This window comes from Vibrio clamense (assembly GCF_050337905.1).
Lineage (GTDB): Bacteria > Pseudomonadota > Gammaproteobacteria > Enterobacterales > Vibrionaceae > Vibrio > Vibrio cortegadensis.
Genome location: NZ_JAKJTJ010000030.1, coordinates 19,989 through 44,043, shown reverse-complemented (window position 1 = coordinate 44,043; position 24,055 = coordinate 19,989). Strand labels below are relative to the sequence as shown.

The 24,055-nt window shown below is 43.8% G+C and carries 28 protein-coding genes and 1 riboswitch; of the genes, 14 read left to right on the top strand and 14 right to left on the bottom strand.

The genetic code is table 11. From position 1 onward, the window contains the following. The first annotated feature begins 16 nt into the window (after positions 1–16). Entirely contained in the window at positions 17–361 is a 345-nt protein-coding gene (locus L4C39_RS16910) for a gamma-glutamylcyclotransferase family protein (protein WP_429747071.1), read from the top strand. Between the two features lie 126 nt (positions 362–487). On the opposite strand, the gene fbp is transcribed toward L4C39_RS16910, so the two are convergent. Further along, positions 488–1,501: a class 1 fructose-bisphosphatase gene (gene fbp, locus L4C39_RS16905; protein WP_017051472.1), complete on the bottom strand. Its 1,014-nt coding sequence runs from the start codon at positions 1,499–1,501 to the stop codon at positions 488–490. 256 nt (positions 1,502–1,757) lie between these two features. Here fbp and mpl point away from each other — a divergent pair, with 256 nt between their 5' ends. The 5 genes from mpl (at position 1,758) to thiQ (ending at position 7,488) form a co-directional block, all read left to right on the top strand. Then, positions 1,758–3,110 carry a UDP-N-acetylmuramate:L-alanyl-gamma-D-glutamyl-meso-diaminopimelate ligase gene (gene mpl / locus L4C39_RS16900; protein ID WP_113795497.1) on the top strand — a complete coding sequence of 451 codons (1,353 nt, stop codon included), beginning with the start codon at positions 1,758–1,760 and terminating at the stop codon, positions 3,108–3,110. Between the two features lie 183 nt (positions 3,111–3,293). Further along, positions 3,294–3,935, top strand: a complete 642-nt coding sequence (locus L4C39_RS16895) for a flavin prenyltransferase UbiX (RefSeq protein ID WP_429747069.1) — start codon at positions 3,294–3,296, stop codon at positions 3,933–3,935. Positions 3,936–3,973: 38 nt separating this feature from the next. Continuing rightward, positions 3,974–4,094, top strand: a riboswitch (TPP riboswitch). 55 nt (positions 4,095–4,149) lie between these two features. Beyond that, positions 4,150–5,142, top strand: a complete 993-nt coding sequence (gene thiB / locus L4C39_RS16890; RefSeq protein ID WP_429747067.1) for a thiamine ABC transporter substrate binding subunit — start codon at positions 4,150–4,152, stop codon at positions 5,140–5,142. 22 nt (positions 5,143–5,164) lie between these two features. Further along, positions 5,165–6,787, top strand: a complete 1,623-nt coding sequence (gene thiP / locus L4C39_RS16885; protein WP_017051476.1) for a thiamine/thiamine pyrophosphate ABC transporter permease ThiP — start codon at positions 5,165–5,167, stop codon at positions 6,785–6,787. Next, complete coding sequence (gene thiQ, locus L4C39_RS16880; protein ID WP_429747065.1) at positions 6,784–7,488, top strand: thiamine ABC transporter ATP-binding protein; 705 nt, start codon at positions 6,784–6,786, stop codon at positions 7,486–7,488. The genes thiP and thiQ overlap by 4 nt, the downstream gene beginning before the upstream one ends. A gap of 130 nt (positions 7,489–7,618) precedes the next feature. Here the strand turns inward: thiQ and yjgA are convergent, their stop codons facing one another. Next, the gene (gene yjgA / locus L4C39_RS16875) at positions 7,619–8,149 is read right to left on the bottom strand and encodes a ribosome biogenesis factor YjgA (RefSeq protein WP_429747063.1); all 531 of its coding nucleotides are present in this window, start codon (positions 8,147–8,149) and stop codon (positions 7,619–7,621) included. 119 nt (positions 8,150–8,268) lie between these two features. On the opposite strand from yjgA, the gene pmbA reads away from it, so the two are divergent. Continuing rightward, complete coding sequence (pmbA, locus tag L4C39_RS16870) at positions 8,269–9,612, top strand: metalloprotease PmbA (protein ID WP_429747061.1); 1,344 nt, start codon at positions 8,269–8,271, stop codon at positions 9,610–9,612. A gap of 116 nt (positions 9,613–9,728) precedes the next feature. Here pmbA and mgtE read toward each other — a convergent pair whose 3' ends face one another. The 12 genes from mgtE to L4C39_RS16810 form a co-directional block, all read right to left on the bottom strand. Beyond that, entirely contained in the window at positions 9,729–11,084 is a 1,356-nt protein-coding gene (gene mgtE, locus L4C39_RS16865) for a magnesium transporter (RefSeq protein WP_113795506.1), read from the bottom strand. A 188-nt stretch (positions 11,085–11,272) separates the two neighbouring features. Further along, positions 11,273–11,548: an HPr family phosphocarrier protein gene (locus L4C39_RS16860; protein ID WP_429747059.1), complete on the bottom strand. Its 276-nt coding sequence runs from the start codon at positions 11,546–11,548 to the stop codon at positions 11,273–11,275. 8 nt (positions 11,549–11,556) lie between these two features. Then, entirely contained in the window at positions 11,557–12,414 is an 858-nt protein-coding gene (rapZ, locus tag L4C39_RS16855; protein ID WP_017051736.1) for an RNase adapter RapZ, read from the bottom strand. Further along, a complete protein-coding gene (ptsN, locus tag L4C39_RS16850; RefSeq protein WP_113795510.1) occupies positions 12,405–12,887 on the bottom strand; it encodes a PTS IIA-like nitrogen regulatory protein PtsN in 483 nt (160 codons plus the stop codon). The genes rapZ and ptsN overlap by 10 nt, the downstream gene beginning before the upstream one ends. 2 nt (positions 12,888–12,889) lie before the next feature. Next, positions 12,890–13,177, bottom strand: coding sequence for a ribosome hibernation promoting factor (hpf, locus tag L4C39_RS16845; protein ID WP_429747057.1), 288 nt, complete (start codon positions 13,175–13,177; stop codon positions 12,890–12,892). 25 nt (positions 13,178–13,202) lie between these two features. Continuing rightward, positions 13,203–14,693, bottom strand: a complete 1,491-nt coding sequence (locus L4C39_RS16840; protein ID WP_017051733.1) for an RNA polymerase factor sigma-54 — start codon at positions 14,691–14,693, stop codon at positions 13,203–13,205. A gap of 48 nt (positions 14,694–14,741) precedes the next feature. Next, positions 14,742–15,467, bottom strand: a complete 726-nt coding sequence (gene lptB, locus L4C39_RS16835; protein ID WP_017051732.1) for an LPS export ABC transporter ATP-binding protein — start codon at positions 15,465–15,467, stop codon at positions 14,742–14,744. A 2-nt stretch (positions 15,468–15,469) separates the two neighbouring features. After that, positions 15,470–15,970, bottom strand: coding sequence for a lipopolysaccharide transport periplasmic protein LptA (lptA, locus tag L4C39_RS16830; RefSeq protein ID WP_429747054.1), 501 nt, complete (start codon positions 15,968–15,970; stop codon positions 15,470–15,472). Next, a complete protein-coding gene (lptC, locus tag L4C39_RS16825; protein WP_017051730.1) occupies positions 15,951–16,514 on the bottom strand; it encodes an LPS export ABC transporter periplasmic protein LptC in 564 nt (187 codons plus the stop codon). The genes lptA and lptC overlap by 20 nt, the downstream gene beginning before the upstream one ends. After that, a complete protein-coding gene (gene kdsC / locus L4C39_RS16820; protein WP_017051729.1) occupies positions 16,511–17,068 on the bottom strand; it encodes a 3-deoxy-manno-octulosonate-8-phosphatase KdsC in 558 nt (185 codons plus the stop codon). Before kdsC ends, lptC begins: the two co-directional genes overlap by 4 nt. Continuing rightward, positions 17,068–18,039: an arabinose-5-phosphate isomerase KdsD gene (gene kdsD, locus L4C39_RS16815; RefSeq protein WP_017051728.1), complete on the bottom strand. Its 972-nt coding sequence runs from the start codon at positions 18,037–18,039 to the stop codon at positions 17,068–17,070. The genes kdsC and kdsD overlap by 1 nt, the downstream gene beginning before the upstream one ends. Positions 18,040–18,102: 63 nt before the next feature. Then, positions 18,103–19,068, bottom strand: a complete 966-nt coding sequence (locus tag L4C39_RS16810; protein ID WP_429747051.1) for a calcium/sodium antiporter — start codon at positions 19,066–19,068, stop codon at positions 18,103–18,105. A 276-nt stretch (positions 19,069–19,344) separates the two neighbouring features. On the opposite strand from L4C39_RS16810, the gene mlaF reads away from it, so the two are divergent. Genes mlaF through murA form a run of 7 tightly spaced genes read left to right on the top strand, consistent with a single transcriptional unit; the run spans position 19,345 to position 23,942 of the window. Then, the gene (mlaF, locus tag L4C39_RS16805; protein WP_429747049.1) at positions 19,345–20,139 is read left to right on the top strand and encodes a phospholipid ABC transporter ATP-binding protein MlaF; all 795 of its coding nucleotides are present in this window, start codon (positions 19,345–19,347) and stop codon (positions 20,137–20,139) included. Further along, positions 20,140–20,922: a lipid asymmetry maintenance ABC transporter permease subunit MlaE gene (gene mlaE, locus L4C39_RS16800; protein ID WP_017052142.1), complete on the top strand. Its 783-nt coding sequence runs from the start codon at positions 20,140–20,142 to the stop codon at positions 20,920–20,922. It abuts the gene before it with no gap. 2 nt (positions 20,923–20,924) lie between these two features. Further along, entirely contained in the window at positions 20,925–21,422 is a 498-nt protein-coding gene (gene mlaD / locus L4C39_RS16795; protein ID WP_113795518.1) for an outer membrane lipid asymmetry maintenance protein MlaD, read from the top strand. Positions 21,423–21,431: 9 nt separating this feature from the next. Continuing rightward, positions 21,432–22,091 (top strand): ABC transporter substrate-binding protein, encoded by a 660-nt coding sequence (locus tag L4C39_RS16790; protein ID WP_371712302.1) that lies wholly within the window; start codon positions 21,432–21,434, stop codon positions 22,089–22,091. After that, positions 22,091–22,399, top strand: coding sequence for an STAS domain-containing protein (locus tag L4C39_RS16785; protein ID WP_136994918.1), 309 nt, complete (start codon positions 22,091–22,093; stop codon positions 22,397–22,399). Before L4C39_RS16790 ends, L4C39_RS16785 begins: the two co-directional genes overlap by 1 nt. A 13-nt stretch (positions 22,400–22,412) precedes the next feature. Next, positions 22,413–22,667: a BolA family iron metabolism protein IbaG gene (ibaG, locus tag L4C39_RS16780; RefSeq protein ID WP_017052146.1), complete on the top strand. Its 255-nt coding sequence runs from the start codon at positions 22,413–22,415 to the stop codon at positions 22,665–22,667. A gap of 9 nt (positions 22,668–22,676) precedes the next feature. After that, on the top strand, positions 22,677–23,942 hold the full coding sequence (gene murA, locus L4C39_RS16775; protein WP_429747045.1) for a UDP-N-acetylglucosamine 1-carboxyvinyltransferase: 1,266 nt from the start codon (positions 22,677–22,679) through the stop codon (positions 23,940–23,942). Positions 23,943–24,055: the final 113 nt, after the last annotated feature.

Genomic DNA, 24,055 nt, shown 5'->3' with positions numbered 1-24,055 from the left:
ATAAAGTGGTATGGGTATGACGCATCTCGTTTTTGTTTACGGCACATTACGTAAAAATGAATCGAACCATTTCTATCTAGATGATGCCGAATTTATCGGAAATTTTACAACGCCACCAAACTTCGCCCTGTTTGACTTGGGGCGATACCCCGCAATTATTGAAGGAAAGCAAAGTATCGTCGGTGAGGTTTATGCGATTAACGATGACATTTTAGAGCAGCTTGATCGTTTAGAAGATATCCCTATTGAGTATCGAAGAGTATCAATCAATACACCTTTTGGGTTGGCATGGACCTACCTCTATCAAGATACTCGCCAGCTGCGTAAACCGATAGGATCAGGAGATTGGTGCTTGCGTTAAGTGAAAACTGATTGGCTGTTTTCCTCTTTAATTTTGCCTTTCTCTTTAAATAAAAAAGCGCTGAATTAATCAGCGCTTTGACGTCTACTTTTCGTTGAGACTGACAGAAGATAAATCCATCAAAAGTTAGTCTTGGTTTAACTCAAGAAACTCTTCAACTTTGTTAACCATGCTTGGAGAGCCAACAAAGAAGGGCACACGTTCATGCAGTTCTGTTGGTTTTAGATCCATGATGCGGTTAACGCCATCAGATGCTAGACCGCCTGCTTGCTCCATGATGAAAGCGATAGGGTTACACTCATACAGCAAACGTAGCTTACCTTTCGGATGGCTTTGTGTGCTTGGGTACATGTAAATTCCGCCCTTAAGCAGGTTGCGGTGAAAGTCTGCGACTAATGAACCAATGTAGCGAGAGGTGTATGGGCGACCATCTTCTGGCACATCTTCTTGGCAAAACTTAATATATTTTTTAACGCCTGTTGGGAAGCGAATATAGTTGCCTTCATTGATCGAATAGATCTTACCATTATCTGGGATCATCATGTTTTCATGAGATAGACAGAAAGTGCCTAGCGATGGATCGTAAGTGAAACCATTTACGCCTTTACCTGTGGTGTAAACCAACATGGTTGATGAACCGTAAATGACGTAACCTGCAGCCACTTGTTTGTTGCCTGGCTGTAAGAAATCTTCTTGAGTCGGTGGTGTTCCGATTGGAGATACTCGGCGATAAATCGAGAAAATAGTTCCAACAGATACGTTCACATCAATATTTGAAGAGCCGTCTAGCGGATCCATCAATACGACGTATTTAGCGTTTTTGTTTAGTTCTTTATTAAAAGCAACCGCTTCATCTTCTTCTTCACTGGCGACACCACAAACTTGATCGCGGGCTTCTAGCGCCGCTTTAAATTTATCGTTCGCGTAAAGATCGAGTTTTTGTTGCTCTTCACCTTGGACGTTTTCAGTGCCGACAGCACCAGTAATACTATCAACTAATCCTGCTTTATTAATTTCGCGGTTTACAATTTTAGCAGCAAGACGAATTGAAGATAAAAGAGACGAAAGATCACCGCTTGCGTGGGGGAAGTCAGCTTGCTTTGCAACAATAAACTCACCAAGGGTGCGTAAATCAGACATGTTATTTCCTTAACGTTCTCTGAATCATGTGGGGGATTTTTTTCGATGCGTAAGCGATTGCCTCTTGATGGACTTTACGACCTAAGCATCTAACAAATAGTGTAAATGTTGGATCTTATTAATGGTAATGAAGTAACCGACACAGATCTCACTTCAAATGTCGAGCTCAGAAGTTTTGCAAACAATCTCGCTTTTCCCCGTCTATTCATGGTAAGAAATGAGTTAGTTTCGTTTTGTCTATTTTTGGAAGAGAATTATGCATATTCATATCTTGGGTATTTGCGGTACCTTCATGGGTGGCGCTGCCATTTTAGCCCGTCAATTAGGCCACAAGGTCACTGGTTGCGATGCCAATGTTTATCCTCCAATGAGCACTTTGCTCGAATCTCAAGGTGTGGAAATAATCGAAGGGTTTGACCCTGCTCAATTGGAGCCCCGTCCAGATTTAGTGGTGATCGGTAATGCGATGAGCCGTGGTAATCCTTGTGTCGAATATGTATTAGACAACAACTTAAGGTACACCTCTGGGCCTCAATGGTTACAAGAGTTCTTATTGCATGATCGTTGGGTATTGGCTGTCTCAGGTACGCACGGAAAAACGACCACGTCGAGCATGTTGGCGTGGATTTTAGAAGATTGTGGTTACGCTCCGGGTTTTTTAGTCGGTGGTGTATTAGGTAACTTTGATCAATCAGCTCGCTTAGGCGAAAGCATGTTTTTTGTGGTTGAAGCGGATGAGTACGACAGTGCCTTTTTTGATAAGCGCTCTAAGTTTGTCCACTACCACCCAAGAACCTTAGTGATGAATAACTTAGAGTTTGATCATGCGGATATTTTTGATGATCTAGAGGCGATCAAGCGTCAATTCCACCACTTAGTGAGAACCGTTCCGAGCAATGGACGTATTTTCTCACCAAAACAAGATGCTGCGATTCATGACGTACTTGATCGTGGTTGCTGGAGCGAACAAGAGAGCAGTGGCCTAGGCGGAGAGTGGCAAGCCGAGAAAATCGTTAACGACGGATCGGAATTTAATGTGCTTTTCCAAGGCGAGTTAGCCGGCCGTGTTAAGTGGGATCTTGTTGGCGATCATAATGTCGATAATGCCCTAATGGCGATTGCCGCGGCGAGACATGTCGGCGTTACCCCTGATCTTGCGTGCGAATCTTTGGCCAAGTTTATCAATACTAAACGCCGTTTAGAGCTAAAAGGGGAGATCAATGGAGTCACCGTATATGACGATTTTGCACACCACCCAACCGCGATTGAACTGACGTTGGGCGGCCTGCGTAACAAAGTGGGTGACAGTAAAATTATTGCGGTATTAGAGCCACGTTCAGCAACCATGAAGCGAGGCGTACACAAAGAAACACTCGCCGCCTCGTTAGCGAAAGCGGATTCCGTTTATCTATATCAACCGGATAATATCGCGTGGTCGGTTCAAGATGTTGCTGAGCAGTGCACTCAACCTGCTTTTACTAGTGCTGAGATGTCGGAGTTTGTGGCTAAAATTGCCGCTGAAGCTAAGCCGGGCGATCAAATTCTAGTGATGAGTAATGGTGGCTTTGAAGGGATACACGACAAGTTGATTGCTGCATTGTCTGTTTAATTCGTCTGCTCCTATTTGTTAAGTAGCATTTGTTAAGCAGCATTTGTTAAGTAGCTATGATTGGTAGAGTAGGAATGACACTCTTATTGATGAAATAGCCGTAGGCGAGTATTCTTCGCCATCATTAAATTTACTCATGGATTCGCTTTTGGCTGATCCATATGAGTTTAGTATGGGATAGTTATGGCACCTTGTGACTCGAAAACCATCACCCTTGCATTCACTGGCGCGTCTGGTGCGCCTTACGGATTAAGATTGCTAGAGTGTTTACTTGCGGCGGATTATCACGTCTATTTATTGATCTCTTCGGCTGCGCGAGTGGTTATGGCGACAGAGCACGATCTCAAGCTTCCTAGTGGACCTGATGCTGCAAAAACAGCGCTAGTAAAGCATTTGAATTGCGATGCGGAAAAGCTAACCGTATGTGGCAAAGATGACTGGTTCTCTCCAGTTGCATCGGGTTCTGCGGCACCTAAAAAAATGGTGGTATGCCCTTGTTCAGCAGGAAGCGTGGCCGCGATTGCACATGGCATGTCTGATAATCTGATAGAAAGAGCAGCAGATGTGGTGATGAAAGAGCGTGGGCAACTGTTGTTGGTGGTGCGTGAAACCCCATTTTCAACTCTGCATTTAGAAAATATGCATAAGCTTTCGACCATGGGTGTCACTATCATGCCTGCGGCTCCAGGTTTTTATCATCAACCTAAAACCATTGAAGATCTCATCGATTTCATGGTGGCACGAGTGCTTGATCATCTTGGTATTGAACAAGGTTTAGTGCCTCGTTGGGGTTATGATCAGCGAGTTGTGAAGCTTGAATCTTGATCCTTATGGCTTATTGATCTAATTACCATTACAATTCGACTTACTCATCGGGGGGCCAGTCATTCATTTTGTGGATGATCAGCTGAGATCAAGCATCTGCTTGGGACCCGTAAACCTGAACCGGATAATGCCGGCGTAGGAATTGAGTTTGGAGCAACCTTTTCGTATTCCTCCCTCAAGTCCTGTGTCGTACCTACTACAAGGAAAGCGAACAGTGAAAACCACTCTAACCGCAGTAGCACTTGCTACCATCATCTCTTTTTCGGCGTCTGCCGCTGATAACACACTGACTATTTATACTTATGACTCTTTTGCATCAGAGTGGGGCCCGGGCCCGGCTGTTGAGAAAGCATTTGAATCAAAGTGTGGTTGTGACGTGAATTTTGTCGCGCTTGATGATGGAGTGTCGATCTTAAATCGTCTGCGTCTTGAAGGCTCAAATACCAAAGCGGATATCGTATTGGGTTTGGACAACAACTTAATGGTAGAAGCGAAGAAAACCGGTTTATTGACTGAGCATCACGTTGATACCTCTTCTGTTGCTTTGCCAAAAGGTTGGACAGATACGACGTTTGTTCCTTATGACTTCGGTTACTTTGCCTTTGTATACAACACTGAGAAATTGGCCAATCCACCGAAAAGCTTGAAAGAGCTGGTGGAGCAACGTGATGACTTGAAAGTGATTTATCAAGACCCGCGAACTTCAACTCCGGGCCAAGGTTTGATGCTGTGGATGAAGTCTGTTTATGGCGACAGTGCGAGTGATGCATGGAAAAAATTGGCTAAGAAAACGGTCACAGTAACGAAAGGTTGGTCTGAAGCTTACTCGATGTTCTTAGAGGGTGAGTCTGATTTAGTGCTCTCTTATACGACCTCTCCGGCTTACCATATTATTGCTGAAAATGAGACGAAGTATGCGACAGCGGATTTTGCAGAAGGGCATTACACTCAAGTTGAAGTCGCGGCAAAAGTGAAGGGCTCGAACAATGAAAAGCTGGCGAATGAGTTCATGAATTTCATTTTAAGTGATGACTTCCAATCGGTCATGCCTACCGGGAACTGGATGTACCCAGTTACAAATGTCGCCTTGCCAAAAGGGTTTGAAACACTTTCTTTACCAAAGCAAGCATTAAGCTTCAGTGCAGAAGAGGTGGCTGAAATGCGTAAGCCTTGGATCCGTGAATGGCAACATGCGCTCACTTTTTAATACTAATTAGTCAATAGAATTAATGAATTCAGTTCCTAAAGTTGGATTATGGGTCGCGATAGTTATCGCGACCTTTGTTCTTTGTGCTCTGGCTGCACTTTTTCAGTATGCGCCTTCGCTAGAGCTTTCTAGTGTTTGGTCTGATCCCTATTATCGTCATGTGACCAAATTTAGCTTTTATCAAGCCGGGCTCTCAACGTTACTGAGTGTCGGTTTTGCTATTCCTGTGGCGCACGCTCTGTTTCGTCGCCAGTTTTTTGGTCGTTCATTATTACTCAAATTATTCGCGTCAACATTGGTGTTACCAGTGCTGGTGGGGGTATTTGGCTTATTGGCGATCTATGGAAATAGTGGTTTACTTGCCAGCTTATTTGCGTGGTTTGAACATCAATTACCGTTTTCTATTTACGGCCTAAATGGCATTTTACTGGCGCATGTTTTCTTTAACCTACCTTATGCTAGCCGTTTATTATTACAATCTTTAGATGCGGTTCCAGCCGAGCAACACAAGCTATGTGCTCACCTTGGAATGAGTCATTGGGATAAATTTAAGTGGGTTGAATGGCCTAGATTACGACAGCAACTTCCTCATGTGTGTGGCTTAGTGTTCATGCTCTGTTTTACTAGCTTTGCAACGGTGATGGCTCTAGGCGGCGGCCCCAAATCCACCACTATCGAACTGGCTATCTACCAAGCGATTAAGTTTGATTTTGATTTGCAATCTGGTGCGCTGCTGGCGGTATGGCAAATGCTGTTATGTGGAGTGTTATCGATGTCGATTCAACGCTTATCAAAACCAATATCGGTATCCAATGGACAGGTCAGTCGCAATACCTTTATGACTCGAGATTCGATGGCGGCTAAATGCTGGGATGGCTTTTGGATCATGGGTGTCTCAATGCTCGTATTACCTCCATTATTGATGGTGGTACTCAGTGGCATGAATGTGAAAGCGTTGTCGGTGTTGAGCGATATGAGCTTTTGGCTAGCCATGTTCTCTTCCCTTAAGATCGCCATCTTAGCCAGCGGGTTGTCATTGATCTCGGGGATGGCCATCCTATTGACGAGTCGAGCGTGGCGATTGCGTTCTCAAAGCTTGAAAGCCGATGGTATCGAACTGGTCGGGACGATTATTCTCGTGACGCCAGGGTTAGTCATTAGTACGGGGCTATTTTTACTGCTGCGTAATATCACGGATGTTTTCAGCATTGCTCCGATGATTGTTATTGGTGTGAACAGTTTAATGGCGTTGCCATACGTGATTAAAACTCTATCTCAGCCTATGCTGCATATTGCGCAGCAGTACCAATTATTATGCCCAAGTCTTGGAATGAGTGGGTTCTCACGTTTTCGTCTTGTGGAGTGGCGAGCATTACGCAAGCCTATCGCTAATGCATTTGCGCTGAGTTTTATGCTGTCTGTTGGCGATTTAAGTGCGATAGCTCTTTTTGGTAGCCAAGAATTTAGAACCTTACCTCTCTACCTTTTTCAGTTATTAGGCAGTTATCAAATGGAGGCTGCTGCTGTGGTTGCTTTGAGTTTATTACTGCTGTGCGTGGCGTGCTTCTCCATCATTGAACGTGCATTTCAAGTGACGCCTAAGGCGAAAAACTCCCGTCCACAGGCGGTTAAGGAATATTTATGATTCAGCTTTCAAATGTCCAATATGACTACCATCATGAAGGATTTGAATTTGACCTAATTGCGAAGCAAGGTTCTATTGTGGCGCTGATGGGGCCAAGTGGTGCTGGTAAATCAACGTTACTCAGTTTGGTTGCTGGTTTTATTGACCCAACCGATGGGGATATTCGTGTTGATGGGTCGTCTGTTCTGGGACAAGAGCCTTACTTGCGACCACTTGCGATGTTATTTCAAGAACATAACTTGTTTGCTCACTTGTCCGTTCGAGAAAATATTGGCCTAGGGCTTCATCCGGGGCTTAAATTGACCGCAGATCAAGTGAAGCAAGTGAATGATGCCGCCCTGCAAGTTGGTGTCGCTGACATGTTAGATCGCTTACCTGAGCACTTATCGGGAGGGCAGAGACAACGTGTCGCACTGGCGCGTTGTTTTGTACAGCCTCATCGAGTTTGGTTGTTAGATGAACCGTTTTCAGCGCTGGACCCGATTCTTCGTGCTGAAATGCTCAATCTTGTTAAACGACTTGCCGCAGAAAGAGAGATTACGGTTGTGATGGTGACTCACCATATTAGTGATGCCAAAGCCATTGCCAGCCATTTTGCATTTTTAGCTCAAGGTAAGGTGATGCTGTGTGAGTCTATTGAAAATCTTAAGGCAACCCATGACAACAATATGTTGAGTGATTTTGTGAAAGCGGGGGAGTAGTAACCTGCCTTTCATTTTACTTATTCGCCTTTATTGAGTCGATGTGCTCTTTCTTCACATTATGTTTCAGGCATAAAAAATGGCTGAACCTGTCAGCCATTTATTGATCGCCCACTAAAGTGAAAGCGTATTAATCTTCATTGCCTTCGTGTAGCTCTTTGAGAACTTGGAAGATTTCACGTGAAGATTTCGGTGCTTTTTTCGCAGCCTTCTCTTTGTTGGCTTGACGAGCAAGCTGGCGCAGACGTTGGCGATCCGCTGATGGGTAAGTTTCCATCACCTCTGCGATTGCACTATCACCGTTCTCAATAATACGATCACGAGTCTGCTCAAGCTTGTGCAATGTTGCCGTCGCTTGTGAGTGCTTGTTACGTACTTTATCGAGCGCTGCTTGAATGGGTTCAGGATCGACGAAACGCATCAACTTGCCAATATATTGTAGCTGGCGACGTCGAGCTTCATTTTTAAAGCGTTGCGCGTCCTTGATTGCTTCAGCAAGATCTTCCGTCAGTGGAAATTTAGCCAGTACTGATGGTTTTAGCGAGATTAACTCTTCACCTAAAACTTGCAGTGCTTCCATGTCTTCCTTCATCTCGGTTTTGCTGACCCAGATGATCTCTTCTTCTGGTTCCCAAGGCGCTTTTTGGTTTTTACGTGCCATGTTTGTATGCCTATATCACTATCTCAAACGAATATATCCCTATTTTAGCAAGAATCGTGGGGAGAAAGCGAAATTCTTGTTATCCTAATCAATATTGATAGCAAATAGTTAGATTGAATATGGATGTAAGACAGCAAGTCGCTCAACAACGCGTTGAGTTAGAAGCCGCAGTAGCAAAAGCTTTGGATATGGCAGCAGTCAGTGCAGATGCTGCAGAAGTCGCGATTACTAAGAGTACTGGACTTAGTGTTTCGACTCGTATGTGTGAAATCGAGAATGTTGAGTTTAATAGTGATGGTGCGCTAGGGATCACGGTTTATCGAGGTCAACGTAAAGGCAGTGCGTCTACATCCGATCTTAGCGAAAAAGCGATTCAACAGACGGTTGCAGCTGCACTTGATATTGCTCAGTACACTTCAGAAGACCCTTTTGCAGGCCCTGCACCTAAAGAAATGATGGTGAAAGAGATCCCAGATTTGGATCTGTTTCACCCTGATGAACCAAACCCTGATGCGGCGGCGGAAATTGCCATTGCAGCGGAACGCCAAGCTCTTGCTTACAGTGACAAAATTAAGCAAAGCGATGGTGCTAGCTACGATAGCCATTACGGTGTGAAGGTTTATGGTAATAGTCACGGATTATTAGCAAGCTACGCTTCAAGTCGTCACAGCACTAGTTGTTGTGTGATTGGCGAAGGCAAAAATGGTGAGATGGAGCGAGATTACAGTTATACCCTTGCTCGTCACCGCGATGATTTGTGGACGCCTGAGAGAGTAGGCCAAGAAGCCGCTGAAAAGACGGTCAGCCGATTAGATGCGAAAAAGCTGTCAACAGGTCAATACCCAGTGATGTTTGCTGCCGATGTAGCGACAGGCTTAATGGGGCACCTTGTTGGCGCGATCAGTGGCGGCAGTCTATATCGCAAAGCGTCATTCTTACTGGATCACTTAGGTAAAGAGATATTACCGGATTGGTTTAATGTATGTGAGAAACCGCATGTATTAAGAGGTTTAGCTTCAAGCCCTTTCGATAGCGAAGGTGTATTTACTCAAGATCTCGATATTATTACTGATGGCGTGCTTTCAACTTACTTATTGACGAGCTACGCTGCGCGTAAAATGGATATGACGCCAACGGGTCATGCTGGTGGCATCCATAACTGGTTTGTGAAATCGACAGGTCAAAACTTTGAGCAGATGCTAAAAGAGTTAGGCACTGGTTTGTTCGTTACTGAAGTTATGGGCCAAGGTGTGAATACCGTTACTGGTGATTACTCTCGTGGCGCAGCAGGTTTCTGGGTTGAAAATGGTGAGCTTCAGTTCCCTGTGTCTGAAATTACGATTGCGGGTAACCTGAAAGATATGTTCAAGCAGATTGTCGCAGTGGGTAATGATGTGGAGACACGATCTCAAATCCAAACGGGTTCTATTCTACTCGAATCATTAAAAATTGCGGGTGAGTAACACGACTCTCGTGAGTGAGTGAAGATTAAAAAAAGGGGTTGATGCATGTGCATTAACCCCTTTTTTTTTGATTGGTATCTTATTTCAGTCGCATCATATCGAAATATTGACTGCGCTTAGATAAGTATTGTGGCTAACCCTAAGAATACCGATAGACCGACCACATCGGTGACGGTTGTGAGCGCCATACCGCCGGCAAGTGCTGGGTCGATATTCATTTTCTTGAGGAAAATTGGAATCGTCACGCCCGCAATTCCTGCCATGAGCAAGTTCGTCATCATCGCGGCTGAAATAATACCGCCAAGCATCCAATTTCCTTTCCAAGCTACGACAATCCCACCGATGATCAGCGCCCAAAGAATGCCGTTTAAAAAGCCAATGGCGGCTTCTTTAAAAAGGAGTTCTCGTTTGTTACTGTCGCCGATATGACCGAGTGCTAAACCGCGAATCACTAGTGCAACGGTTTGATTCCCGGCAACACCACCCATTGATGGAACAATGGTCATTAATACCGCAATGGCGGCCATTTGGTCTAGGGTTGCTTCAAACATGTTGGAAACAGACGCAGCAGCAAGGGCGGCAAGGACATTTGCACCAAGCCATACACTACGACGTCGTGCTGATTTTACGACAGGAGCAAAGGTATCTTCGTCATCATCCATACCCGCCATACTCATCATCGAGTGTTCGGCATCTTCACGGATAATATCAACCACATCATCGATGGTGATACGGCCAACGAGGTGTTGGTTTTCATCAACGACAGGAGCCGATACCCAGTTACGTCGTTCAAACAGGCTGGCGACATCTGAGTCACTGGCATCAACCGAGATCGCTTCATCTGCATCATCCATCACCTCAGTAACAGGTACATCGGGTTGAGTTGTCAGCAGTGAAACTAATGATAAGTGGCCAATTAAACGCATTTCATCATCGATGACGTAGAGAGCATCCGTGGCTTCGGGTAATTCACCCTTCATACGTAGATAACGTAATACCACATCCACATCGACGTCAGCACGAATCGTGATTACGTCGGTGTTCATGATCCCACCCGCGGTATCTTCTGGATAAGATAGAGCGGTTTCTACACGAGCACGATCAGCACTGTCCATTTGCGACAGTACTTCTTTTGACACTTTATCCGGTAAGCTACGAAGTACGTAAGCGACATCATCAGTATCCATGCCTTCAGTTGCTTCTGCAAGCGTCTCTGGGGCCATTTTGGATACGAGGCCATCTTTTACATCTTCGTTTAATTCATCAAGGATCTCACCATAATCTTCAGGATCGGTGAGTTGCCAAAGTACTTCACGACCTTTACGTGGAGAAGCTTCCAGCAGGTGAGCAATATCTTCGGGTTCCATGTCCTGAAGTTGGCGACGGACATGAACAAAACGGCCATTTTCTAGCGCTTCACTAACTTCTTGGAGGGTTTGGTGAGCTTGGTCGAATTCTAATTGCTCTGCCATGGTTTCCTCCTAACTCGTTAAACTGATAATGGTTGGAATAGTAACTTAATTTTATGCTCAAACCACCTCAAAATACTTGTTTCTGCAAGAATTTATTGGCTTTTGGTTCGAGCGAAGATAAGTCTGTTTAAAAATAGAGGTGATATGGCTGAGATTCAATAATAAGTGCAGGAAAGATCTGTGAAAGATTATTCGCTTTCATCAAATTTATGTTCAATCAACTCACATACCGCATCAAGAGCTTGCTGAGCTTGTCCGCCTTCACTATGAACGGTTATGTCTTGTCCTTGGGCGGACTCCAACATCAATAAACCCATTACGCTGTCAGCGGTTGCGGTTTTATCTTCGTGATTATGAACGGTAATGATGGCATCAAAACTTTGCGCTACTTCAACCAGTTTTACTGCAGCTCGAGCGTGTAAACCTAGTCTATTTTGAATAAGAACCGTCTTGCTGAGTTTCATGCTATTCCCTATTTATTTTTTTCTAATGAGGCATGACGAATTTGAACTTGATGACCTAACTCTGAAAAATATTCCCCAATTTGTTGGGTGATATAGACTGAGCGATGCTTTCCTCCGGTACAACCAATCGCAACCGTGAGGTAGCTGCGGTTGTTTTTCTCAAGCATAGGTAACCAGTTCTCAATAAACTTTTGGATCTGTTGCTTGAGTTCAATCACTTCGGAATGGCTTTCTAAAAACGACTTTATGGGGGCATCTAAACCGGTAAATTGGCGTAAATCAGGTTCCCAGTGTGGGTTCGGTAAAAAGCGAACATCAAACACATAGTCTGCATCGCTAGGTAAGCCATATTTAAAACCAAAAGATTGAAATACCATGACTAAATCTTGGCGTTCTCGTCCTTCAATACGCATTCGTATCGTTTCACTTAAATCATAAAGTGACTGGTTGGTGCTATCTAAAACTAAGTCAGCTTGCTCTTTTAAGGGAGAGAGTATCGCCTTCTCACGCTGAATTGCTTGGATCAGGGATGGCTTATCATCATTGAGCGACAGAGGGTGTATCCGACGGGTTTCACTATAACGTTTTAATAATGTCTCTTCATTGGCATCCAGAAACAATACGCTGACGTCATTGTGAGGCTTCAACCTTTCTAGCGTTTCGGAAACAAGAGTGGGCTCTTTTGGTAAGTTTCGAATGTCGATACTTACGGCAACGTTCTGTTTGCCACTCTGCACTGAAGTTACAAACGCATCGAGTAAATTGACTGGAAGGTTATCAACGCAGTAATAACCAAGGTCTTCTAATACTCGTAATGCAACGCTTTTTCCCGCTCCAGATTGTCCACTTACTACAATTAAACGCACGGTGAATCCTGTTCGTTATTTGTTGAAGACGCTTGAGTCATGATGTTGTATAGCTCTTCGTCACTTTGAGCTTTACGTAACTGCTTTAATGTCTGTTTATCGTTTAAACGTTCTGCCATACACGAGAGGGTTTTTAGGTGCTCTTTACACTGTTCGTCAGGAACAAGAAGAGCAAAAAGAAGGTCGACAGGACGGTTATCAATGGCATCGAACTCAATCGGTTCTTGGCACTGAAGTAAGACAGCGATGGCTTTGTCACTTGAAAACATACGAGCATGGGGAATGGCTATCCCATTTCCGATGCCAGTACTGCCCATTTTTTCACGGCTGAGCATGCATTCAAAGAGTTCGTGGGAGTTTTGGCCCGTGTATTCAGCCGCAATCTGACTGATCAGTTCTAGGGCTCTTTTTTTACTAGTACATTGAACTGCACTTTTTGTGCAGTTCAATGAAAGTACTTCGCTTAATTGCATGGTTAGTGACTACTTAGCTTTTCTTTGTGTTTATTAAGTTGGCGAACGAGCTTATCAATAAGTGAGTCGATCGCGGCGTACATGTTTTCATCTTCAGCGGTAGCATGAATATCCCCAAGGTTAACATGGAGAGTCGCTTCAGCAATTTGAGTCACTTTTTCTACGCGTAATACTACGTGAACATTATTGATGTGATCAAAAAATCGCTCAAGTTTTTGAAACTTGGTTTGAACATAGTCTTGCATTGAATCGGTAAGATCAACGTGATGGCCTTTAATGGTGATTTGCATAGACTTTCCTTTTCAGTTATTGGCCTTAAAGCAGGCGTTTACGCTGACTTGAAGGGGCAATGCCTAATGATTCTCGGTACTTCGCTATCGTCCTTCTAGCAACCTGAATCCCTTGGTCAGCCAGTAGAGCCGCAATTTTGCTGTCGCTCAGAGGTTTTGCTGTGTTTTCTGCGGCAACTAATTTTTTAATTAGTGCACGTATTGCTGTTGATGAACATTCTCCACCATTGTCGGTACTCACATGGCTAGAGAAGAAATATTTGAGCTCAAATATTCCTTTGGGTGTATGCATGAATTTTTGTGTGGTGACACGAGATATGGTGGATTCATGCATCTCTACTGATAGTGCTACATCATTGAGTACCATAGGTTTCATCGCTTCTTCACCATATTCAAAGAAATCGTGTTGATGTTCAACTATGCACCTTGCAACTTTGAGCAGCGTCTCGTTTCTGCTTTCTAGGCTTTTAATTAACCATTTCGCTTCTTGTAAGTTGCTTCGGATGTATTGGCTATCTGGGCTATTGCCTTTGCCTAATTGCGCATACTGTTGATTAACTTTTAGCTTAGGAACGCTATCTGGGTTAATGGTTACCACCCATTTGCCGTGATCTTTAAAGACAGAGACATCAGGCACGACATATTCGGTTTCGTCGGGGGTGATTTTACTTCCCGGCCTTGGATCTAACTGCTGGATAAGGTGCAGAACTTCACGTAGTTCCGCCTCTTTTAACTTGGTCTCTTTGATCACCAACTTATAGTCACGATTACCGAGTTGATCAATATGATTGGCCAATACGAGTTTGGCTTCATTGAGCCAAGGGGTATCTTCAGGGTAGGTGGCAAGTTGTAACAGTAAACAGTCTTGAAGGTTAAGTGAGCCAACGCCTAGTGGGTCAAACTGCTGAACTCTTTTCCTTACCGCTTCAATTTCGTCGAGTTCTATCTCTTCATTATCAAAGCTCTCTAAAATATCTTCACTAGAGGTGGTGAGGTAGCCATAATCATCAATCGCATCAATAATCGCGAGAGCAATGGTTCTATCTGTGTCACTAAATGGGGTTAAGTCGAGTTGCCACAGTAAGTAATCTTGTAGGCTTTGGGTGGTTTCACCTTGATATACGGGCATGTCATCATCAAAAGCGATGCCTGTGCTGCCCGTATTCGCGCTGTAAACATCTTCCCAAGTGGTGTCTATTTCGAGTTCATTGCTGATTTCTGACTTCTCTATGAGATCTGAACTGTCAGGTAGTTCAGGTTCGCTTGTGGGTTCAGCGTTGGTGGTCTCAGCGTTTAAGGATTCTGAAGCGTTGTTCGCCTCACTACTGCTTTTGTCATCAGTAGCGGCACTTTCATCATTTCCTTCTTCTATGTCGAGAAGTGGATTGGATTCTAGCGCTTCTTGGATCTCTTGTTGTAAATCCAATGTCGACAGTTGCAACAAACGGATCGCTTGTTGTAACTGAGGTGTCATTGCTAACTGTTGACCTAGCTTAAGTTGTAGTGAAGGTTTCATTCAGTATGGTTTACCTTATTATTCTAGTTTTTTCCGTTCTCTATTTAATCATAGACGGAATTGTTCACCGAGATAAACTTGTTTTACTTGCTCATTATTGAGGACGTCTTCAGGAGTGCCTTCCGCAATTAAGTGGCCTTGACTAACGATGTAAGCCTTTTCACAGACATCAAGCGTTTCTCTCACGTTATGATCGGTTATGAGTACGCCTAAGCCACGGTCTCGCAAGTGAACAATGATTTTCTTAATATCAATCACCGAGATGGGATCGACACCTGCAAAGGGTTCATCAAGTAAAATAAACTGTGGGTTAGCAGCAAGGGCGCGTGCGATTTCAACTCGGCGGCGCTCACCACCAGAAAGTGCCATACCGTTACTAAGACGGATATGTTGAATGTGAAACTCTTCTAAAAGATCTTCAAGCTTATCTTGTCGCTCTTCTCTCGTCAGTTCATTACGAGTTTGTAGGACGGCCATAATGTTATCTTCTACAGACAACTTACGGAAAATCGACGCTTCTTGAGGCAAGTAACCAATACCTAAGCGAGATCGACTGTGCATTGGCAGAATACTGATATCTTCACCATCGATACTGATGGTGCCCTCATCACGAGCAACTAAACCTACAATCATATAAAAAGAGGTGGTTTTACCTGCACCATTTGGCCCCAATAAACCAACAATCTGCCCTGAATTGACTTCAAGACTAACATCGGTGACCACTTTTCGTTTCTTATAGCTCTTGGCTAAATTTTCCGCTTTGAGTACAGACATAGTTACTTATTCGGCTGTTGAGTTGAAGGCTGTAATACCGTGGTTACGCGTTCATCTTGGTTACTGTCAGCAACCAGTTTTTGAGACTTAATTTGGTATTGAATGGAAGAGCCTTTGATGACATTTCCATCTTGGGAGAGCGTTGCTTCACCGGTCATCAGAAGTTCATCAGATGATAATTGATAATTAAGTTTCTCGGCTTCACCTGAGAGGGTTTTACCATCATCGGTTAACTGAGAAAAAGAGGCTGGCGCACCCAATGCTTTGATCTGCTTAATTGAACCATCATCTGGATTTCGAGTGACGGTGATGGTATCGGCATTGATACTGATGCTACCTTGTTTCAATTTCACATCACCAATAAAAGTAACTTGGTTGCTTTTCATATCAAGCTGCTGGCTATCAGAGTCAATGTATACTGGCTGGTCGGTATCTGACGATAGCGCAAGTGCATTTGGTGCCGCGAAAGCAAACGCTAATAAGCTAAGGTGTAAGAGTTTCATATCTACCTTGAACATGGTTAAAGAGGGTGGCGTTATTGTGTTCGAAACTGCCTTTCATCGCTTGTCCTTCAGTTTTAAACTGAGGACCAATCAACAAGACACTGTTGTTGGCTTGAAAATTTCGGCTCACGAGTTCAATACGCAATTCATCTGTCGACATGCTTTTAAAGCTGGCGCCAGGCAATAAATTTTCTACAGACACATTATCATAAAGTGTCAGTACTTGCTCTTCATCGAGAACAGCTCGGCGAGCCGTAATTTTCCACTCCACTGTTTTTCCATCTCGGAAAACAGACAGTTTTGGGTTCTCAAAAATAGTCTCACCACTTTTTGCGTAGTGGTCTAAATTTGTCGATGTAATGCTGTGGCTACGAACGCCTTCTGAATTGAAGGATATATTCTCTAAGTTCTTACCGCTGAACATTGGAAGTTCTAAGTTAGGAGCAACTTGAACGGTTGTGCCTTGGCTCTTATCGAAAAGGTAATAAGTAGACCAAGAGGCAATAAATAGCAGTAAGATATAAAGAATACGAGACAAACTCATATACTTAAACCTTTATGGGTATCCAGCTCATCGCGTGCGTGCAAAATCAAATCACAGACTTCTCGAACTGCACCACGCCCACCATGAATGGTAGTGACGTAGTTAGCGCGTTGGACAAGAAGAGGGTGACCGTCTGCCACACAAACTTTAAGCGCAACCTGTTCCATCACTGGCCAATCGATAAGATCGTCACCAATATAGCCTGTATGTTCAGGCGCAATGTTTAATTTTTCGCAAATATCACGATACGCTTTTACTTTATCGTCTTGCCCTTGGTAAATCAGCGAGATACCTAACGCTTTCATTCTATTTTCGACAATTTGAGATTGGCGTCCTGTAATGATGGCTATTTCAATGCCTGCATTCATTAATGATTTCACGCCATACCCATCACGAGTATGAAAGGTTTTTAGCTCTTCGCCATTATTCCCCATGTAGACTAAACCATCAGAAAATACGCCATCGACATCACAGATAAGCAGTTTGATCTCTTTTGCAATATTGATGATGTCAGTGGCGACTGGGCCGTATAATGTTTCGGTCATTTGAGTCATTACATCACTCCAGCTTTCAATAGATCATGCATATTTAGTGCACCAACAAGTTTGCCATTGTCGCATAGCATTAAGCCACTAATGCTTTTATCTTGCATTAAGTTCAGGCCTTCAACCGCGAGCATATTGGGTTCTGCAACCGTTGGGTTCTGTGTCATCACTTCGCCAATGGTGGCGCTGTGGATATCAATGCGTTTGTCCAACGTTCGGCGTAAATCACCATCAGTGAACACTCCAACCATTTGGTCGTTATCATCCACAATGGCGGTCATACCTAATCCTTTTTGCGAAATTTCAAGTAAGGCATCTCGGATTAACGCGTTAGGTGTTACGACTGGCAGTTCATCACCAGTGTGCATAATGTCTTCTAATTTTAGCAGCAGTTTACGACCTAGAGCACCGCCAGGGTGGGAAAGAGCGAAGTCTTCAGCGGTAAACCCTCTTGCTTGAAGCAGGGCGACAGCAAGCGCATCACCCATCACGAGTGTTGCTGTGGTGCTCGTTGTGGGTGCTAACCCTAATGGACATGCTTCTTCCGGCACTGTAATTCGTAAGTGCAGATCCGCCAGTTTCGCCATATTAGATTCGGCTTTGCCTGTCATGCTAATGATGCGGATATTGAGGCGCTTTAACACAGGAAAAAGACTCAGAATTTCAGATGACTCGCCAGAATTTGAGATAGCAATGACGATATCGCCTGGTGATATCATACCTAAATCACCGTGTGCAGCTTCCCCCGGGTGAACAAAGAAAGAGGATGTTCCTGTGCTCGCCAGGGTCGCGGCTATTTTCTTTCCGACATGACCAGACTTACCCATCCCCATAACCACGACTTTGCCTTGGTTTTGTAAGATCTGCTCACACGCTTGGCAAAATTGGTCATCAAAGTATTGCGATAACTGCTGTAGACCAGCAATTTCCGTTTGTAACACTTGTTCTGCAACACTGCGATAGTCAAATGTAGTAGGCATTAATAACTCCGGAACTTGAGCGAATTAAAAGACTTTATCGTCGTGGAACGATGGCAAACACGGTTAAGCGGCCATGTTCATAAATAAATAACCTTGGTAAGTAAGGAAGCAGACTAGCAGAATGCCACCTTCAATACGGTTAATGCTGCGAGATTTTCCTAACGCCATCACAACAAGAAGAAGTGATAGGCCTAGCATGACCCAAAAATCTCGGCCCATGGCGTACTCGCTGAGGATTGACGGGTTCAACACGCCAGGGATCCCCATCACGGCAAGGATGTTAAATACGTTGGAACCAATAATATTACCGACGGCCATATCATCTTCGCCTTTCATGACACCTGCTAATGATGCAGCAAGTTCTGGAAGGCTTGTTCCAATCGCAATAATGGTTAGGCCGATAACCAAATCACTCATACCGAAAAATTTAGCAATAACGACAGCGTTGTCGACCAAAATATCCGCAGATAATGGGAGAACGATAAGACCAATAACGACCCACATCGCCGCTTTTTTGTTACTGACACCTTCTGGAATCTCTGACTCTTGATCTTCGATGAAGGCGTCGCCATTTTTTTTCTCATTGCGACTGATCTGTAGCATGGCAATTAAAAATGTCGCGAAAAGAACAAACAGTAAGATGCCTTCGTGAAAACCTAAGTGGCTATCCCATAGAAGAGCACCAGCCAAAAGTGTCACTGCAATCATGAGCGGCAGTTCACGACGAATGACGCCTGAACTGATCGACATGGGTTTTATCAGTGCGGTAATGCCGAGAATTAAGGCAATGTTGGCTATATTAGAACCAAGCACATTACCCACCGCCGTATCGGTTTTTCCATCAAGAGCGGCGGTTGCTGAAACCATCATTTCTGGAGCGGAAGAGCCCATCGCTAGAATTGTCATGCCAATCACTAGTGGTGAGATCCCGACGTTTCTTGCAAGTGCAGCTGCACCAAAGACTAATTTGTCGGCACTCCAAACTAAAAAGATTAGACCTACAATAAGAAACGCAACGGCTTCAAGCATGATGATTCCCAAATATTAAAGTTAGATAACCGCTAATTTTGACCTGTTGGCTGCTAAAAGGGAAGATGAAGATAAGATAAATTGCTATTAATCTGTAAAATAATGAGTTTTATTGTCAGACTTATTATCTTGGCTCTAAATGACGTGAGTTGTCATTATTACGTAATTTAATCGAACAGTGCTTTTAATTCTATTTTTTAATGCTTATGATTACTAATTAATATCGGTGATTTTTGATAGCTACCCACTTTTGATAGCGAACAATATAGAGATACTATGCCTAGTTCCGATCTTGTAACGATTCATAATTTAACTTTTTCTCGTGGAAATCGTCTTATCTTCGATGACATCAGTTTACATGTTCCCGAAGGTAAAATAACGGCGATCATGGGGCCGTCTGGGATCGGAAAAACGACGCTTTTGCGTTTGATCGGCGGACAGTTGTTACCAGAACAAGGTCAAATATTGTTTGATGGTGATGACATTCCTCAGTTAAGCCGTCGAAAACTGTATCAAGCACGAAAAAAAATGAGCATGCTGTTTCAATCTGGAGCGCTGTTCACGGACTTAAATGTGTTTGATAACGTGGCGTTTCCGTTGCGTGAACATACGGAATTAAGTGAAGAGTTACTACGAACCATCGTGTTACTCAAACTTGAGGCCGTTGGCTTACGCGGTGCAGCCGAACTGATGCCAAGTGAGCTATCAGGGGGGATGGCAAGAAGGGCGGCTTTAGCTCGTTCGATTGCATTAGATCCTGATTTAATCATGTATGACGAACCTTTTGTCGGGCAAGACCCGATTACAATGGGTGTTCTCGTCAAATTAATCCGTAACCTAAACGATGCGTTAGGGCTTACCTCTATTGTTGTTTCTCATGATGTTCCAGAAGTAATGAGCATTGCGGATTGGGTTTATCTCTTGGCTGATGGGCGGATTATAGCGTGTGGTTCACCTGAAGAGTTACGCAATAACCCTGATCCTATGGTCCAACAATTTCTCCAAGGTGAAGCCGATGGTCCTGTTCCATTCCGCTTCCCTGCACAAAGTTTAGAAAAGGATCTGTTCTAAATGTTTGCAAATTACATTGCCAAAGTAGGGCGTCGAACCTTAGCGATATGCGAAGCTTGGGGGCGTGCGAGCCTTATGTTATTTGGCGCATTGGTAGGGCGACCTCGACCGATGCAAAATCTCCCTCTATTGATCAAGCAACTCTATCATGTTGGCGTTCAGTCACTCGCGATTATTGTGGTTTCTGGTCTATTTATCGGCATGGTTCTTAGCTTACAAGGCTACGTGATCTTAATTGACTATGGTGCGGAGGGTAGCTTAGGCCAAATGGTGGCTCTCTCTTTGCTACGTGAACTTGGGCCAGTGGTTACCGCTTTACTGTTTGCTGGTCGAGCAGGCTCAGCATTAACTGCGGAGATTGGTCTCATGAAAGCAACAGAACAGCTTTCAAGCTTAGAAATGATGGCTGTGGACCCGCTTAAGCGAGTGATCGCGCCTCGTCTATGGGCAGGGTTAATTTCAATGCCATTATTGGCGATGATTTTTATGGCCGTTGGTATTTGGGGCGGTCAACTGGTTGGTGTTGATTGGAAAGGCATCGATCACGGTAGTTTCTGGTCTGCGATGCAATCTTCAGTGGAGTTAGGACAAGATATCGGCAATAGCATGATTAAGTGTATGGTATTCGCCATTACGGTTACATGGATTGCACTGTTTAATGGCTACGATGCGATTCCGACATCGGAAGGGATCAGCCGAGCGACAACACGCACAGTTGTGCATTCATCTCTAGCAGTATTGGGGCTAGACTTTATACTTACAGCATTGATGTTTGGGAATTAATCATGCAACAAACTCGAAAATTAGAATTATGGGTTGGCAGTTTTGTCATTACAGGAATTTGCGCAATCTTGGTGATGATTTTTCAAGTCGCTGACGTTAAAGGTCTAGGTTCAAGTGATACTTATACCCTTAAAGCGGCATTTGATAACATCGGTAGCTTAAAAGTTCGTTCACCAGTGAAGGTTGGTGGTGTAGTGATTGGGCGCGTGAGTGACATTACTTTAGACACGGAAAGTTACTTACCCGTAGTTTCGTTATCTATTGATAGCCAATACGGCCCGTTTCCGGATACCTCTAGTGCACAAATTTTAACGTCAGGTCTTATTGGTGAGCAGTATATTGGCCTTGTTCCTGGCTTCGTTTTTGACGATGAAGAGATGTTGGTTGAAGGTAACTTTATTGAAGACACTAAATCAGCATTAGTCTTAGAAGATTTAATCGGCCAAGTTTTGTATAGCGTTGGCGGCTCTGATTCTGAAAGTAACTCTGACGATAAATAGTAGGTGCCTATGTTTAAACGAATTTTATTAATTGCCTCCGCATTTTTGTATTCATTACCGATATTTGCCCAAGAGGTTGATCAAACTCAGCCATACGCAATGATGAAGCAGGTAGCTGAGCAAGCATTTTCTCGTTTGAAAGCGGATCAGGCGATCATTCAAAACGACCCAGAACATTTGAAAGTGGTTGTAGAAGAAGAGTTAATGCCGTATGTCAATGAGCAGTATGCTGCTTTGAAACTACTTGGACCTAACTTAAAAGCGGCGAAAAAAGAGAATCCAAAAGGGTACAAGAAAGATGTAAGAGTCTTTATTGATGCGTTTCGTGGTTATTTAGTCGCGTCTTACGCGCAAGTTCTGACTCAATATACGGATCAAGTTATTGAGTTTGCACCCGAATCTAAAATCAAACCGACTCAACGAATTGCAAGCGTAAGAGTTGATATTGTCGATGCTCCTCGACCGAACATCAAACTTGAATTCAAGCTAAGAAAAGATAAGAAAACAGGTGAGTGGAAAGCATTTGATATGATCGCGGAAGGAATTAGCCTGTTATCGAGTAAGCAATCAGAGTGGAACGGTAAAATTCGTCAAGATGGGATTGTCGCTGTCGCTCAAGAGCTAGAAAGATTAGCGAAACAACCGATTCGTTTTGAGAGTGCTAAATAATGACCCACTCACAATGGCAGCAACTGAGCGACGATAAATTTGCGCTAAGTGGTGACTTAGATAGAGATACAGTCCCCGCGTTATGGGAATATTTACGAGCTTGGAAAATAGCTCAAACTCAAGTAAATGTTGATTTATCGTCAGTTCAGCGTATTGATTCGTCTGGAATGGTGATGTTAATCCACTTAATAGAGCATGCAAAAAAACAAAATTGTCATATAATGCTCGGTTTCGTGCCAGAACAATTACGCACATTGTTCCAATTGAGCAATATACAGCCATTGATGGCTGAACATATCCAAAACTAGGCAGGGGTGATTTGTGGACAGCACAAAAGTACAACAATTATTAGAAGAAGCACTAGGCCTTCAAGAGATCAAAGTGAAAGGCGAAGGCAGTCACTTTGAAGTAATCGCAGTTGATGCTTGTTTCGATGGCATGAGCCGAGTAAAGAAGCAGCAATTAATTTATGGTCCGCTAACGGATTATATTCAACGTAATGACATTCACGCACTTTCAATCAAAGCGTTTACTCCAGAAGAGTGGGATCGCGATAAGAAATTGATGTCGCTGTAAGGTTTATTGATGGAAAAGTTTCGAGTTATTGGGTCTGATTCACCGTTAACAGGTGAAGTGACTATCTCTGGTGCTAAAAACGCAGCACTTCCTATTTTATTTGCATCTATCTTAGCGGAAGAGCCAGTTGAAGTGGCGAACGTGCCGCATCTTCGTGATATCGATACATCGATGGAACTGCTTAAGCGTTTAGGTGCAAAAGTGAGCCGTAATGGCAGCGTGCATGTCGATGGTAGTCAAATCAATGAATATTGTGCGCCATATGATTTAGTGAAAACGATGCGTGCTTCTATTTGGGCTTTAGGTCCTTTGGTCGCTCGTTTTGGTCAAGGTCAGGTTTCTTTGCCTGGTGGTTGTGCGATTGGTGCTCGCCCTGTGGATCTCCATATTCATGGTTTAGAGCAATTAGGTGCAACGATTACGCTTGAAGATGGTTACGTTAAAGCTGAAGTTGATGGTCGTTTAAAAGGCGCTCACATTGTCATGGACAAAGTCAGTGTTGGCGCAACGATCACTATTATGTGCGCGGCGACCTTAGCAGAAGGTACGACAATTTTAGACAACGCAGCGCGTGAACCTGAAATTGTAGATACTGCTGATTTCTTAAATGCCATTGGCGCGAAAGTGTCTGGTGCAGGTACTGATACCATTACCATTGAAGGGGTTGAACGCCTTGGTGGTGGTAAGCACTCAGTTGTTGCTGACCGTATTGAAACAGGGACCTTCCTTGTTGCTGCTGCGGTATCTGGTGGTAAGGTAGTATGTAAAAATACTCACCCACATTTACTTGAAGCCGTATTAGCAAAATTAGAAGAAGCGGGAGCGGTCGTTGAATCTGGTGATGACTGGATCAGCCTTGATATGACCGATCGTGAGTTAAAGTCTGTCAAAATTGTTACTGCACCTCACCCTGGTTTCCCTACCGATATGCAAGCTCAATTTACGTTGTTGAATATGATGGCGAAAGGCAATGGCATGATCACGGAAACGATCTTTGAAAATCGCTTTATGCACGTTCCTGAGCTGCAACGTATGGGAGCAAAAGCGGAAATCGAAGGTAATACGGTTATTTGTGGTGACACTGAATCGCTCAGTGGTGCTCAAGTGATGGCGACCGATTTACGAGCTTCTGCAAGTTTAGTGATTGCTGGTTGTATCGCCAATGGTGAGACGATTGTTGATCGTATTTATCATATTGATCGTGGATACGATAAGATCGAAGATAAGCTTTCGGCTCTTGGCGCCAATATTGAGCGTTTTCGAGAGTCAAGCTAACTGATCGCTTGCTTAGAAAGCCGGAATCCTAGGGTTTCGGCTTTTTTATTGAATTAATTTCTTCCTGTTCCATTTTATACGAATGGAACATGGGCGTTGTTTGGAGAACTAAA

What these genes read in the sequence shown, in the direction of transcription:
- L4C39_RS16910 (WP_429747071.1), top strand. Translation starts at nt 17, where the DNA reads ATGACGCATCTCGTTTTTGTTTACGGCACATTACGTAAAAATGAATCG.
- fbp (WP_017051472.1), bottom strand. Translation starts at nt 1,501, where the DNA reads ATGTCTGATTTACGCACCCTTGGTGAGTTTATTGTTGCAAAGCAAGCT.
- mpl (WP_113795497.1), top strand. Translation starts at nt 1,758, where the DNA reads ATGCATATTCATATCTTGGGTATTTGCGGTACCTTCATGGGTGGCGCT.
- L4C39_RS16895 (WP_429747069.1), top strand. Translation starts at nt 3,294, where the DNA reads ATGGCACCTTGTGACTCGAAAACCATCACCCTTGCATTCACTGGCGCG.
- thiP (WP_017051476.1), top strand. Translation starts at nt 5,165, where the DNA reads ATGAATTCAGTTCCTAAAGTTGGATTATGGGTCGCGATAGTTATCGCG.
- thiQ (WP_429747065.1), top strand. Translation starts at nt 6,784, where the DNA reads ATGATTCAGCTTTCAAATGTCCAATATGACTACCATCATGAAGGATTT.
- yjgA (WP_429747063.1), bottom strand. Translation starts at nt 8,149, where the DNA reads ATGGCACGTAAAAACCAAAAAGCGCCTTGGGAACCAGAAGAAGAGATC.
- pmbA (WP_429747061.1), top strand. Translation starts at nt 8,269, where the DNA reads ATGGATGTAAGACAGCAAGTCGCTCAACAACGCGTTGAGTTAGAAGCC.
- mgtE (WP_113795506.1), bottom strand. Translation starts at nt 11,084, where the DNA reads ATGGCAGAGCAATTAGAATTCGACCAAGCTCACCAAACCCTCCAAGAA.
- L4C39_RS16860 (WP_429747059.1), bottom strand. Translation starts at nt 11,548, where the DNA reads ATGAAACTCAGCAAGACGGTTCTTATTCAAAATAGACTAGGTTTACAC.
- ptsN (WP_113795510.1), bottom strand. Translation starts at nt 12,887, where the DNA reads ATGCAATTAAGCGAAGTACTTTCATTGAACTGCACAAAAAGTGCAGTT.
- hpf (WP_429747057.1), bottom strand. Translation starts at nt 13,177, where the DNA reads ATGCAAATCACCATTAAAGGCCATCACGTTGATCTTACCGATTCAATG.
- L4C39_RS16840 (WP_017051733.1), bottom strand. Translation starts at nt 14,693, where the DNA reads ATGAAACCTTCACTACAACTTAAGCTAGGTCAACAGTTAGCAATGACA.
- lptB (WP_017051732.1), bottom strand. Translation starts at nt 15,467, where the DNA reads ATGTCTGTACTCAAAGCGGAAAATTTAGCCAAGAGCTATAAGAAACGA.
- lptA (WP_429747054.1), bottom strand. Translation starts at nt 15,970, where the DNA reads ATGAAACTCTTACACCTTAGCTTATTAGCGTTTGCTTTCGCGGCACCA.
- lptC (WP_017051730.1), bottom strand. Translation starts at nt 16,514, where the DNA reads ATGAGTTTGTCTCGTATTCTTTATATCTTACTGCTATTTATTGCCTCT.
- kdsC (WP_017051729.1), bottom strand. Translation starts at nt 17,068, where the DNA reads ATGACTCAAATGACCGAAACATTATACGGCCCAGTCGCCACTGACATC.
- kdsD (WP_017051728.1), bottom strand. Translation starts at nt 18,039, where the DNA reads ATGCCTACTACATTTGACTATCGCAGTGTTGCAGAACAAGTGTTACAA.
- L4C39_RS16810 (WP_429747051.1), bottom strand. Translation starts at nt 19,068, where the DNA reads ATGCTTGAAGCCGTTGCGTTTCTTATTGTAGGTCTAATCTTTTTAGTT.
- mlaF (WP_429747049.1), top strand. Translation starts at nt 19,345, where the DNA reads ATGCCTAGTTCCGATCTTGTAACGATTCATAATTTAACTTTTTCTCGT.
- mlaE (WP_017052142.1), top strand. Translation starts at nt 20,140, where the DNA reads ATGTTTGCAAATTACATTGCCAAAGTAGGGCGTCGAACCTTAGCGATA.
- mlaD (WP_113795518.1), top strand. Translation starts at nt 20,925, where the DNA reads ATGCAACAAACTCGAAAATTAGAATTATGGGTTGGCAGTTTTGTCATT.
- L4C39_RS16790 (WP_371712302.1), top strand. Translation starts at nt 21,432, where the DNA reads ATGTTTAAACGAATTTTATTAATTGCCTCCGCATTTTTGTATTCATTA.
- L4C39_RS16785 (WP_136994918.1), top strand. Translation starts at nt 22,091, where the DNA reads ATGACCCACTCACAATGGCAGCAACTGAGCGACGATAAATTTGCGCTA.
- murA (WP_429747045.1), top strand. Translation starts at nt 22,677, where the DNA reads ATGGAAAAGTTTCGAGTTATTGGGTCTGATTCACCGTTAACAGGTGAA.